Source organism: Rhodanobacter sp. C06, from assembly GCF_002001105.1.
GTDB lineage: Bacteria > Pseudomonadota > Gammaproteobacteria > Xanthomonadales > Rhodanobacteraceae > Rhodanobacter_A.
Genome location: NZ_MUNP01000078.1, coordinates 17,659 through 29,969 on the forward strand (window position 1 = coordinate 17,659; position 12,311 = coordinate 29,969).

General features: G+C 69.6%; 8 protein-coding genes. 4 read left to right on the top strand and 4 right to left on the bottom strand.

The window, feature by feature from the left end; genetic code table 11:
* Positions 1-128: 128 nt before the first annotated feature.
* The 4 genes from B0E52_RS17565 (at position 129) to B0E52_RS17580 (ending at position 3,792) form a co-directional block, all read left to right on the top strand.
* Entirely contained in the window at positions 129-524 is a 396-nt protein-coding gene (locus B0E52_RS17565) for a DUF559 domain-containing protein (protein ID WP_139351741.1), read from the top strand.
* A gap of 3 nt (positions 525-527) precedes the next feature.
* Complete coding sequence (gene murL / locus B0E52_RS17570; protein WP_077485877.1) at positions 528-1,910, top strand: UDP-N-acetyl-alpha-D-muramoyl-L-alanyl-L-glutamate epimerase; 1,383 nt, start codon at positions 528-530, stop codon at positions 1,908-1,910.
* A 105-nt stretch (positions 1,911-2,015) separates the two neighbouring features.
* Positions 2,016-3,374 carry a UDP-N-acetylmuramoyl-L-alanine--D-glutamate ligase gene (gene murD, locus B0E52_RS17575; protein WP_077485879.1) on the top strand — a complete coding sequence of 453 codons (1,359 nt, stop codon included), beginning with the start codon at positions 2,016-2,018 and terminating at the stop codon, positions 3,372-3,374.
* Between the two features lie 70 nt (positions 3,375-3,444).
* On the top strand, positions 3,445-3,792 hold the full coding sequence (locus B0E52_RS17580; RefSeq protein ID WP_077485881.1) for a RidA family protein: 348 nt from the start codon (positions 3,445-3,447) through the stop codon (positions 3,790-3,792).
* A 19-nt stretch (positions 3,793-3,811) separates the two neighbouring features.
* On the opposite strand, the gene B0E52_RS17585 is transcribed toward B0E52_RS17580, so the two are convergent.
* The 4 genes from B0E52_RS17585 to B0E52_RS17600 form a co-directional block, all read right to left on the bottom strand.
* Positions 3,812-4,189, bottom strand: a complete 378-nt coding sequence (locus B0E52_RS17585) for a YciI family protein (RefSeq protein ID WP_077485883.1) — start codon at positions 4,187-4,189, stop codon at positions 3,812-3,814.
* 157 nt (positions 4,190-4,346) lie between these two features.
* The gene (locus B0E52_RS17590; protein ID WP_077485885.1) at positions 4,347-6,413 is read right to left on the bottom strand and encodes a M13 family metallopeptidase; all 2,067 of its coding nucleotides are present in this window, start codon (positions 6,411-6,413) and stop codon (positions 4,347-4,349) included.
* Between the two features lie 109 nt (positions 6,414-6,522).
* Complete coding sequence (locus B0E52_RS17595; RefSeq protein ID WP_077485887.1) at positions 6,523-10,269, bottom strand: translocation/assembly module TamB domain-containing protein; 3,747 nt, start codon at positions 10,267-10,269, stop codon at positions 6,523-6,525.
* Positions 10,270-10,480: 211 nt separating this feature from the next.
* Entirely contained in the window at positions 10,481-12,259 is a 1,779-nt protein-coding gene (locus B0E52_RS17600; protein ID WP_077485889.1) for an outer membrane protein assembly factor, read from the bottom strand.
* Between the last annotated feature and the right edge of the window lie 52 nt (positions 12,260-12,311).

A 12,311-nucleotide genomic window follows, 5' to 3' on the forward strand; every position in this document is an offset into this window, starting at 1 on the left:
CTCTGCTCCCTCTCCCCTTTGGGACGCGGGGAAGGGCCATGGATGGCCCTGCTCTGAGGAGCGAGGAAGAGGGCTGGGGTGAGGGGCGGGTGCTCGCGATGGATTGCCAACGGAGCGAGGTTTCAAGGATGAAGCGTCTGCATGTGGATCGAGCGCGGCGGCTGAGGGTTGGGCAAACCGACGCCGAGCGGAAGCTCTGGTTCTTTCTGCGCAATCGCCAGTTGCAAGGCTGGAAATTCCGTCGCCAACACGAGATAGACCGCTACATCGCTGATTTTGCCTGTCCGGATGCAGGCGTGATCGTGGAGCTCGACGGCGCACAGCATGGCGAGCAGGTGGCATACGACGAAGCACGAACGCGCAAGCTGGCATCCATGGGATACCGCGTGCTGCGTTTCTGGGACAATGATGTACTGACGAATATTGATGGCGTGTTGGAGGTGATCGTGGAGGCTTTGGCAAGCTCCGGCCCCTCACCCCAGCCCTCTCCCCGGCGGGGAGAGGGAGCATGCGATGGAGACTGAGGCGTGACGACGATCCACAACCCCCGCCTGACCCAGGTGTTCCGCTTCCTCCACGCGCGCTATGCCGACGGCGTGGCCGAGCTGGCCTATGCCTTCGACGATGGCGAGGCCATGGTGGAGCGCATCCGCTTTCCGCACGCGCCGGCGCTGCCGCGCGAGCGGCAGGCCGCGTTCGACGCCGCGCTGAAGCTGCTGCACCTGATCGCCGGCGTGAGCTACTACAAGGCCGGCGTGCCGCCGAAGATCGAGGTCGCCGATGGTTCGCTCGACGACGCCACCGCCGATCTGCTCGACGCGTTGTATCTGCACGGTTTGGCCGAGTTCGCCTACCGCAATGGGCTGGATCTGCGTGGGCGCATCGCCTTCCCTCGCCACACTCCCTCTCCCCTGGGGGGAGAGGGTCGGGGTGAGGGGGCAACCCCGCCACAAGCTCCATCGCTCGGCCTCCCCAAGCGCACCCTCGTCCCCATCGGCGGCGGCAAGGATTCCCTCGTCGCGGTGGAGGCGATCAAGTCCATCGGGGGCGACGCCACCGCGGTGTGGGTCGGCAACTCGGCGCTGATCGCCGCCTGCGCCGAGCGCACCGGCCTGCCCACGCTGAACATCCAGCGCGAGCTGGCGCCGGCGCTGTTCGAGCTGAACCAGCGCGGCGCGTGGAACGGCCACATCCCGGTCACCGCGGTGAACTCGGCGATCCTCGCGGTGGCCGCGATCCTGTACGGCCACGATTCCATCGCGTTCGCCAACGAACGCTCCGCCTCGGCCGCCACGCTGGAGTACGACGGCCAGCAGGTGAACCACCAGTGGAGCAAGGGCTACGCCTTCGAGCAGTTGCTCGGCGACTGGCTGCACACGCACGTGGCCGCCGACCTCGACTACTGCTCGCTGCTGCGGCCGTACTCGGAACTGGCGATCACCCGCGCGTTCGCGAAGCTCGCGCCGTACTTCGACGCGTTCTCCAGCTGCAACCGCAACTTCAAGCTGCTCGGCCCCAAGCCCGCCGACCGCTGGTGCGGGCAATGTCCGAAATGCCACTTCGTGTTCCTCGCGCTGGCGCCGTTCCTGCCCAAGCCGCGCCTGCTGGCGATCTTCGGCCGCAACCTGCTGGACGACGAGGCGCAGGCCGCCGGCTTCGACGCGCTCTTGGAATACCAGGACCACAAGCCGTTCGAATGCGTGGGCGAGGGCGCCGAGGCGCGCGCGGCCATGTACGCGCTGAGCCAGCGGCCGGAGTGGCAGGAGGACGCGCTGGTCGAACGCTTCCGCAGCGAGATCCTGCCGCAACTCGATGCCGCGCAGTTGGCGCTGGAGCCGTGGCTGGAACCCTCCGCCGAGCATCGCGTGCCGGCGCGGCTGCAGGCGGCGCTCAAGGCCATCGGCGCATGAGCGCATCGATTTGTAGGAGCGCACCCTGTGCGCGATGGCTTTTTGCCTCGACGATCGGGCGAACCCATCGCGCACAGGGTGCGCTCCTACAGCCAAGGCATGCCCATGCGCATCGCTGAGCTGGCGGCCAAGCGCGTCGCGGTATGGGGTTTCGGCCGCGAAGGCCGGGCCGCGATCCGTGCAATCCACGCACGCCTGCCGGAGCTGCCGCTGGCGCTGTACTGCAGCGACAGCGAAGTCGCCGCCGCGCGCGAGTTCGATGCGGCACTCACCGTCTACGGCCAGGAACCGGGTTCGGTGGCGCTGTCCGCCTACGACGTGGTGGTGAAGTCGCCGGGCATCTCGATCTACAAGCCGGCGGTCACCACCGCGCAAGCGCAGGGCACCGTGTTCACCTCCGGCACCGCGCTGTGGTTCGCGGAGCATCCGGATGCGTGCGTGGTCGCGGTCACCGGCACCAAGGGCAAGAGCACCACCACCGCCCTGGTCGCGCATCTGGCGCGCGCGCTTGGCGTGCGCACCGCGCTGGCCGGCAACATCGGCCTGCCCATGCTGGAGCTGCAAGGCCAGTCGGCCGACCTGTGGGCGATCGAGCTGTCCAGCTTCCAGACCGGCGAAGCCGGTCCGCTGGAACTGGGCGTGGTCACCAGCCTGTACGAGGAGCACCTCGACTGGCACGGCTCGCGCGAACGCTACGTGGCCGACAAGCTGAAGCTCGCCGACGCGGCACGCACGCTGCTGGTCAATGCCACGCAAGCGGCCTTGCTGGAGCGCGTGCAGCGGCATCCGCGCCTGCTGCGCTTCGGCCACGACGCGGGCTGGCACGTGGCCGATGGCCACATCCGGCGCGGCACGCAGGCGGTGTTCCCGCTCGCGCGCATGGCGGCGCCGGGCGTGCACAACGCGCTCAACGCCTGCGCCGCGCTCGCCGCGCTTGCCGATCTGGGCATGGACGCGCTCGCCGCCGCCCCAGCCTTGGCCACGTTCCGCCCGCTGCCGCACCGCCTGCAGCCGCTGGGCGCGCACGACGGCATCGACTGGATCAACGATTCCATCAGCACCACGCCGCAGGCCACGCTAGCCGCGTTGGACAGCCTCGCCGGGCGCGAGGTCACGGTGATCGTGGGCGGCCACGACCGCGGACTGGACTGGTCAGTATTCGTGGCGGCCGTGAAGGATCGCAGCGGCCTGCGCATCGTCGCGCAAGGCGCCAACGGCCCGCGCATCGCGCAGGCGTTGCGGCAGGCGAAGACCGAGCTGCCGCTGGGCGAAGCCGAGAGTTTCGACGAGGCCGTGGAGATGGCCCGCATCGTGACGCCGCAAGGCGGCGTGGTGCTGCTCTCGCCCGGCGCGCCCAGCTTCGACCAGTTCAAGGATTACGCGGAGCGCGGCCGGCATTTCGCCGAGCTGGCCGGCTTCGATGGCGCGGCCATCGCGGGCATCGAGGGGCTGGGTGTGGCATGACGGCCCCGCCGAGTGACGGACCCGCGTCGCGCCACGAGGCGCGGCGCAACATTTTCGAGGAGGTATTGTCGTGATCCAACGCATCGAACCCGGCCCGCGCATGTCAGAGGCCTGCATCCATGGCGGCATGGTCTATCTGGCGGGGCAGGTGCCCGAAACCGCGGGCGCCGACATCGAGACCCAGACCGGCGAGGTGCTGGCGGCGATCGACGCGCTGCTGGCGCAGGCCGGCAGCGACAAGACGCGCATCCTGCGCGCGCAGATCTTCTTGGCCGACATCGCCGACTTCGCGGGCATGAACCGCGCGTGGGATGCCTGGGCGACGCCGGGCCACGCGCCAGCACGCGCCACCGTGGAGGCGCGCCTCGCCAACCCGGCGTGGAAGGTGGAGATCGTGGTGACGGCGGCGCAGGCGTAGTCGCCACCCTCGCCCAAACTCAGGCGCCGGTTTCGCGCTCCTTGCGCCGGCGTGGTTCCTCTTCCACGTCCAGGGGCCAGTACGGCCGCAGCTCGATGCTGCCGAAACGGGCCATCGGGTGGCGCGCGGCGATCGCGATCGCCTCGTCGACGCTGGCGCAGTCCAGCAGGTCGAAGCCGGCGATCCATTCCTTCGTCTCGGCGAACGGGCCGTCGCTGACCAGTGTCGTGCCGGCGCGCACGCGCACGGTCTTCGCGTGTGACGGCGGCCGCAGCCGGTCACCAGTGATTCGCGTGCCGCCGACCGTGGTGTCGGCCACCCATTCCGCGATGTTGTCCTGCTCGGGGACGTAGGGCTCGGCCGCGGGGTCCGACACCACGAACATCATGAACTGCATGGGCTGCTCCTCTCCGGTGGGCTGTGCCGATGCGACGAACGGGGGAGGACGGGATCGACATGCCGGAGCCGGCGTCCGCTGCGCCCCTTGCATGTACGCAAGGGGCGCGCCTCGTGCGAAGCAAGCGCCTGCTTCCCGGCACGATGACCGGCAGTTCCTACCAGATCTTCACCCGCTGGTCCGGCGCCAGATACAGCTTCTGCCCCGGCTGCACGTTGAACGCCGGATACCACGCGTCGAGGTTGCGCACGGTGAGCGCGCGGAATTGCGCGGGTGCGTGCACGTCCGTGGCGAGGCGCTGGCGCAGCGCGGCGTCGCGCATCTTCGAGCGCCAGGCCTGGCCGAAGGCGAGGAAGAAGCGCTGGTCGCCGGTCAGTCCGTCGATCACCGGCGCGGGCTTGCCGTCCAGCGACTTGTGGTAGGCCAGATACGCGATGGTGAGGCCGGAGACGTCGGCGATGTCCTCGCCCAGGGTCTGCTCGCCGTTGACGTGCAGGCCGGGCAGGGCTTCGTACTGGTCGAATTGCTTGGCCAGCTGGGCGGTGGCGGACTTGAAGTGGGCCTCGTCGGCCGGCGTCCACCAGTTTTCCATCTTGCCCTGCGCGTCGAAGTCGGCGCCGGTGTTGTCGAAGCTGTGGCTGATCTCGTGGCCGATGATGGCGCCGATCGCGCCGTAGTTCGCGGCGGCGTCGGCCTTCGGATCGAAGAACGGCGGCTGCAGGATCGCGGCGGGGAAGTTCAGCGCGTTCTGCAGCGGCAGGTTCACCGCGTTCACCAGTTGCGGGGTCATCCACCATTCGCCGCGGTCCACCGGCTGGCCGAGCTTGGCGAGCTGGTGTTCGTACTCGTGCTTCACCGCGCGAAGGTGGTTGCCCAGCGGGTCGTCGGCGCTGACCTTCAGCGTGGAGTAGTCGCGCCACTTCTCGGGATAGCCCACGCCGACCTTCAGCGTGACCAGCTTTTCCTTGGCCTTGGCGCGGGTGGCCGGGGTCATCCAGCTCAGCGTGTCGAGGCGTTCGTCGAAGGCGGCGATCAGGTTCTTCACCAGCTGCTGCACCTCGGCCTTGGACGAGGCGGGGAAGTACTTCTGCACGTAGAGCTGGCCCACCGCGTCGCCGAGGTCGACGTTGGTGGCGCCCACCGCGCGCTTCCAGCGCGGCTGCTGCTGCGGCGTGCCCTGCAAGGTGTGGCCGTAGAAGCCGAAGCTGAGGTCGGCGTAGGCCTTCGGCAGCAGCGGTGCAGCGGCATTGAGCGTGTGGAAGACGAGCAGGTCCTTCCAGGCATCCAGCGGTTCGCTGCCGACCAGTGCGGCGAGGCCGGTGGTGGCGGCGGGTTGCCACGCGTCGATCTGCTGCTGGCCGGAAAGACCCGCGGCCTTGAAGTAGGCGGCCCAGTCCAGGCCCGGCGCCTTCTGCGCGAAGTCGGCCATCGTCCACAGGTTGTTCGCCTTGTGCACGTCCTGGCTGTCGATCAGGCTTTCCTGCGCCTTGGCGATCTTGGTCTCCAGCGCGATTACGGTATCCGCCTTGGCCGCGGCGTCGGCGATGCCGGCCTGCTTCAGCAGCGCCACCACGTAGGCGTGGTACTGCGTGCGGAACGCCGCCATGTGCGGATCGGTGGAGAGGTAGTAGTCGCGGCTGGGCATGGCCAGGCCGCCCTGCAGCAGGTAGGCGATGGTGTGCGAGGGATCTTCCAGGCCCTGGGTCACGAACAGGCCGAACAGGTTCTCGGTGTGGAAGTTGGTGGCGTTGATCGGGTCCACGTCGGCGCGCAGGCGGCTGCCCAGCACGCGGGCGAGGTCGCCCTTCGAGGCGATGGCGGCTATCGCGGCCAGCTCGGGCTTCAGCGGCGCGAGGCCGTGCTTCGCTATTGCGGCTTCGTCCATGAACGCGGCGTAGTAGTCGGCGATCTTGCGCGCGTTGCTGCCCGCGGCGGGATGGCTGGCGCCGGCGTGCTGGATCAGGTCCGCGGTGTGCTTCTCGGTGAGCTCGAAGATCTTCAGGAAGGTGCCGGTGCTGGAGCGGTCGGCGGGGATCTGCGCGGTCTTCAGCCACGCACCGTTGGCGTAGTCGAAGAAGTTGTCGCCCGGCTTCACCGCGTGGTCGATGCCGGCGAGGTCGATGCCGATGTCGGGACCGTGCGTGGCGGGCGTCGCCGCCAGGGCCGGAGAGCCGCAGAGCACGGCGGCGATCGCCGCGGCCAGGATCCATCGGGTGCGTTGCATGGGATCACCTCGTCAGTGTCAGGGAAGTGGCGCGGCCGTGGCCGACGCGCCAGCATGCCACCGCGCGGGGCGGCGGGCATGCGGCGTTGCAGGATGGCGCCGCAGGTTTTTACTTTTCGAGCCGGTAGTTGAAGCTGGCGCGGCTGAATTCGGTGGCGCTCTGCGCCTCGAAGTTCCAGCGGTGGCTGAGCCGGTAGCGCAGGGTGACCACTTCGCCGGGTTCGAACAAGCCCACGCCGTAGCTGAGGTAGAGCCGCGGCGAGAGGTACTTGCCCACGGTGAACGCGGAGTTGCCGCCCAGCGCCGTGTTGCTGGAGACGCCGATGTCGTCCACGCCGATCTTCGAGCCGATGCTCTTGGCCAGCAGGTTGCCCGCTGCCGACCCCAGCGCCTGCGCGGCGGCGCCCAGCATGTCGCCTTCGCCACCCTTCACCTGCGACAGCGGCTTGCCGGTGATCAGGTAGGAGAGCGCGTCGGACTGCTCCATCAGTGGGTTGGAGAACACCGTGAGCACGGGGCGCTGCGCGGTGCCGGAGATCTGCAGGCCCACTTCCTGGCCGTCGGCTATGGTGGCGTTGGGGTTGAGCTTGCGGATCGCGCGGATGTCCAGGCCGGGGTTGTCGATCGGCGTGCTGGCGAACAGCAGCTGGCCGCGCTGGATCGCGAGGCTCTGGCCGTAGGCCTTGTAGCTGCCGCTCACGGTGACCTGGCCCTGGCCGGTGGCGGCGCGGCCGGGGCGCTCGTTCACTGTCAGCGTGCCGGCGAGGTGGCCGTCCAGGCCCATGCCGACCAGGTGCGTCTTGCGGCCCAGGTCCACCTTCACCGTGGCGGTGAACGGCAGCGTGCTGCCAGGTTCGGGCTGCGGGCGGTCGACCACCACCACGTCGGGCGAGGCCTTGCTGGCGCCGCCACCGGGCAGCTTGTCGAGGTTCACGTCGGCGCTGTCCAGCAGCACCGAGCCGCCGAGAGCCAGGCCTTGCGCATCGCGCTGCAGGCGCAGGTCGGGCGAGATCACCACCTTGGCAGCGGGAATGTCGGCGGCGGTGAACTGCTTGCCCTGGATCGCGAGGTCGGTGAGAACATCGCCGCCCAGGCCGGCGACGCCATTCACCGTCAGCGTGCCCGCGCCAGACTGCACGCTGCCATCGACACGCAGACTGTGCAGGTCGAGCGCATTCACGGTCAGCCGGCCCTGGCTGAGCTTGAGTCCGGCCGCCGGCACTTCGGCGGCGAAATCGCTCAGCGTGGCGCCGCCACTGACAGCCGGCTGCGCCAGCGTGCCGCCGAGGCGGAAGTTGCCGACGGCCTGGCCGCGCACGTTCGCCAGCGTGTTGCCGAACAGTTCGAGGAAGGCGAGGCTGTTGAGGCGCAGCTCGAGCTGGCCGGCCAACGCCTGCTGCTTGCCGCTCAGGCTCAGCTGGCCGTCCAGCCGTCCGCCGTGGTCGAGGCCGGCGCGCAGGCTGAAACGCTGGCTGCCGGCGCCGAGTTCGGCGTCGAGCGCGAAGCCGTCGTAGCTCAGCAGCGGCGCGTCGGCATGCTCGGTCCAGGTGATGCTGCCGCGCGCGGAGTCGAGGCTGGCATGGCCGCTGAGCACGCCCGCGGCGCTGCGCCGCAATTGGCCATCGCCTTGCAGGTTGCCATCCACGCGCAGCGGCAGGTCGGCTTCGCCGGCGGCATTCAGCAGCAAGGCCAGCGGCAGTGCGCGCAAGCGGTAGCTGGCGTCGAGGTTGCCGGCCTTGTCCTGCCTCGCGCTCGTGCACAGCAACGGATCACCCGCCGTGAGGCACAGTTCGCCGAGGCTGAAGGCGCCGTCGCGCCACGCCAGCTGGCTGGGCTGTTGCAGACGCCAGCCCGGCAGGCCTTGCGGTTCGAGGTTCAGCGTGGACAGCGTGCCGCTCCACGCCTCGTTCTTCAGCGCGCCATGCAAGGCCAGCATGCCGGAGAGCTGGCTGCCACGCGCATCCAGCTCCAGCCGGTGATCGCCCTGGCTGCCCTCGGCCAGCAGGTGGATGCGCTGGAACACGAGGCCGCCCAGGTGTGCGCCGCCGGCGGTGAGTTCCAGCTTGCCCGCGAGGCGGCTGAGGTCCGGCAGGCCCGCGACCAGCTGCAGCGTGTCCACGCGCTGCTGCTGCCAGCTCAGCGCGCTGCCGTTCAAATGACCATTCACGGACAGCTTCGGCAGCAGCCCGCGTATCGCGAATTGGCCGTCCAGACGTCCGCCGGCATCCGGCAGCCAGTCGCCCAGCGAGGCGATTGCGAGCTTGAGCTCGGCGTCATTGCTGCGGCCCGGCTTGGCATCGAGTTGCACCATGCTGCCGCCGGAGACCAGCCGCAGCCGGCCGGCTATCACCTTGTCGGGCGACAGGTGCAGTTTCGCCTCGCCGCCGATGGCGCGGTCGCGCAGGCGGCCGCCGAGTTGCGAGAGGTCCAGCGTGGCGTCGGGACCGGCCTTCGTCAGCTTGCCCGCGCTGGCGAGCGCGAAATCCAGTGCGCCGTTCCAGCCGGCGATGAGCTGGCCGGGGTCGAAGCGGCTGGCCTTGGCGTCGAGTTGCCAGCCCAGTTCCGGCTGCAGTTGCAGCGTGCCCTGCACCTGCAGCTGGCCCTGCGGCTGCTGCAGGGTGAGCGAGTGCAGGGCGATCGCCTGCGGCGTGCCATCCAGGTTCAACGCGAGGTGCGCGGGCTTGCCGGGCGGGCCGATCGCGACGTCACCCGTGGCGTGGAAGCGCTCGGCGCTGCCCTGTGCATCGAGCTTGCCCGCGCTGGCCAACGGCTGGCCGACCAGGTCGGCGGGCAGTTGCAGTCCGCTCCACTGGACCGCCAGCTGGCCGCCCAGCGGTTTCGCGTCCAGCTGCAGCGTGCCGCTGGCGTCGAACCGGCCCGGGATCTGCGGCGAGCTCACCGCGAGTTGCTGCAGCGTCAGCGTCTTGCCGTCGTCGCCGAGGCGCGCGCGCAGCGGCTGCAACAGCACGCGGTACTGGTTGAGGTCCAGCGTGCCGTCGAGTTCGCCGCCGTGGCGGTCGCCGTGGCCTTGCACGGCCAGCGCCAGCGATTTCAGTGTGCCGTCGCCCAGCCAAGGTTTCGGATCGAAGCGTGGTGCACTCAGCGTGGCCTTCCAGTCGTAGTTGCGGTCCTGGCTCAGCTCAAGATGCAGGTGCGCGATCATCGGCTGCTGCAGGCTCAAGTCCAGTTGCGCCTGCGTGCCGTTGCCGCTGGCGACGAGCTGGCCCGCGTACGTGGTGTCGCCCAGCTTCCACGCGAAGGCGGCCTTGCCGTCGCCGCGCTCGCGGCGCGCGAACACGAGCCGGCCTTCGAGATCCGCATGGCCGTCCGGCGCGCGCAGCTTCAACGTGTCGATGGCGATGCCGGCCTGCGTCCACTGCCCGGCGAGATCGAGGCTGTCGGAGGCGAACACGGGCTGGCCGCCCTGGCTTACCTGCACCGCGCCCACGTGCACGCGGTCGAGCAGCAGGTCGATCGGCGGCTTGAGCGAAAAACCGCCGGAGCTTGTCTCGCTGCTGGCCGCGCTCTTCGGCAGCGCGACGGTGACGCCTTCCACGTCGAGATCGCGCACGTGCACGCGGCCCGCCAGCAGCGGCCAGAAGCGCAGGTCGAGTCGCGCCTGTGCCGCAGCGATCACGATGCCCTGGCCGTCGTCGTAGCGCAGGCCGATCAGTTGCAGCGGCCCGAGCAGCGAGCCTTGCGCCTGCTTCCATTGCAGCGCGCCGTGCGTGGCCGACTGCGCCCGCGCCAGCGCGAAACGCAGCCCCGCGCCGGTGGCCAGCAGCCACCACAGGGTGGCTGCCAGCACCAGCAGCAGTGCCGCAATCGCGATGCCGGTGCGCTTGAGCCACTTCATGGAGCCAGCTGCCTCCGCAATTTGCACATGCGCGTTTGCCGTATTCCGAAAGCGAAAGCGAAGCCTTGCCCAGGTCGAAAACAGGCTGTCCTGCCCGTTTTCGACTCGCCGGGTCCGTTGCACGGACTCGGCTCCGCCGCATCGGTCGCAACGCGACCGATGCGCGTGCGGCCATCCGTGGCCGCCTGTGAGCGGCTGCCATGGCGCCCGCTCACAGGTCCGGTCCTATCACTAGGTGCAGCACGACGCCGTGCCGCTGCGAGTCATGGATCGGTGTGCCCAGGTCCACCCGGATCATGCCCACCGGCGAGCGCCAGCGCACGCCGAGACCGGTGCCGAGTTTCGGGCGGTAGTCGACGGCGTCGAACGCGTTGCCGGCGTCGATGAAGGTGGCGATGCCCCAGTTGCGGGTGAAGTAGTGCTCCACTTCGGCGCTGGCGACCAGCAGGTTCACGCCGCCGAGCACGCGGCCGTAGCTGTTCTCCGGGCCGATGGACTGGTAGCCGTAGCCGCGCACCGAGCGGTCGCCGCCGGCGAAGAAGCGCAGCTGCGGCGGCAGCGCGGCGAAGTCGTCGGTCCAGGTCTTGCCGGCACTGCCGCGCAGGATCAGCCGGTTGCGCCGCTTCGCTCCGAACGCGTGGATCCACTTCGCGTCGGCGGTGAGCTGGCTGAAACTGGCCGAGGAGAGCAGGCCGCCCGCAGTGCTGCGCGCGGCGAAGCTCAGCGACCAGCCGTCGTGCACGAAGTTGAAATTGTCCGCTTGCTTGCGCGACAGCGAGGCTTCGGCGAACAGCAAGGTGCTGCTGCCGTGCTCGATGCCGGGCGTCGAGTCCGGTTCGTCGCCGCGCTTGCCCACCGTGAAGGTGCCGGACAGCGCATGCATGCCCAGGGTGCGCGTCCAGCCGTGCCACAGCCGCGTCTCGTTGCCCACAAGTTCCAGCGTGCGCGACTGCGAGGTGTCCGTGTTCGCGTCGCGGTAGTTGGCGCCGAAGTTGAAGCTGCGCTGGTCGTCGCCGGGCATCGGGATCGAGTACAGCGTGGACAGCGTCTTCAGCCGCTGCGCCACCACCAGCTCGTTCTTCCACTTGTGGCCGCGCCGGTTCACCCAGCGCCGCTCCATGCCGGCGCGTGCGCCGAAGCCGGTGTCGGTGCCGATGAACGGGCCGCCGGTGTAGATCGTGCGCTTCGCCGGCTCCAGCTCGACCTTGATGTCGACCCGGCCGTCGGCCTTCTCGTCGATCTGCGGCAGCACGTTGACCACGGCGAAGTAATCCGCGCCGTTCAGCGCCTGCTGCAATTGCAGCAGCTGGCCCTGGTCGAACCAGTCGCCGGGCTTGAACGGCACGTAGCGGTCGAGGAAGCCTGGGTTGAACTGCGAGCCCTCGAAATGCACCGCGCCGTAGCGGTAGCGCTGGCCCACCTGCCAGGCCAGCCGGATCGCCGCGCTGCGCTGCGCCGCGTTCACTTCCACGCGATGCGTCACCAGCTTCGCGTCGAGGAAACCGCTCGCAGTGAGCGCCGCCGACAGCGCGTCGCGCGCGGAGTCGTAGCTGGCATCGTCCAGCTGCTTGCCGCGCATGCGCTCGATCGCGTTGCGCGCACGGCGGATAGCCGGCAACGCCAGCGCGGTGGCATCGAGCTGCACGTCCACCGTGGCAACCTTCACCGGCTCGCCGGCGCGCACGTCCAGCGTCACCTTCCAGTCCTGGCCCGCTGCTTGCAGCTGCGCGGTGACGTCCGCCGCGTAATAGCCGTAAGGCTCCAGCGCCGCCTTCGCCTGCGCCGGCGCCTGCGCGACCAGGCGCCGGATCTGCGCCGCGCTGACCTCGCGGTGCGCGTACTGCGACAACTCCACCGCCGTCGTCACCGCCTGCTGCAGTGGCTCGTCCACCCCGCGCACCACCAGCTGCACGCCCGCCTGCGCCAGCGTTGCGAACAGCAACAACGGCAGCAGCGCGAACAGGGCCAGGCGTCGGTGGGGGCGGCGCATGCGTGGGGATCCATCCTCGGGTGGGGAGTGAAGCTGTGGGACAGCTTACCGA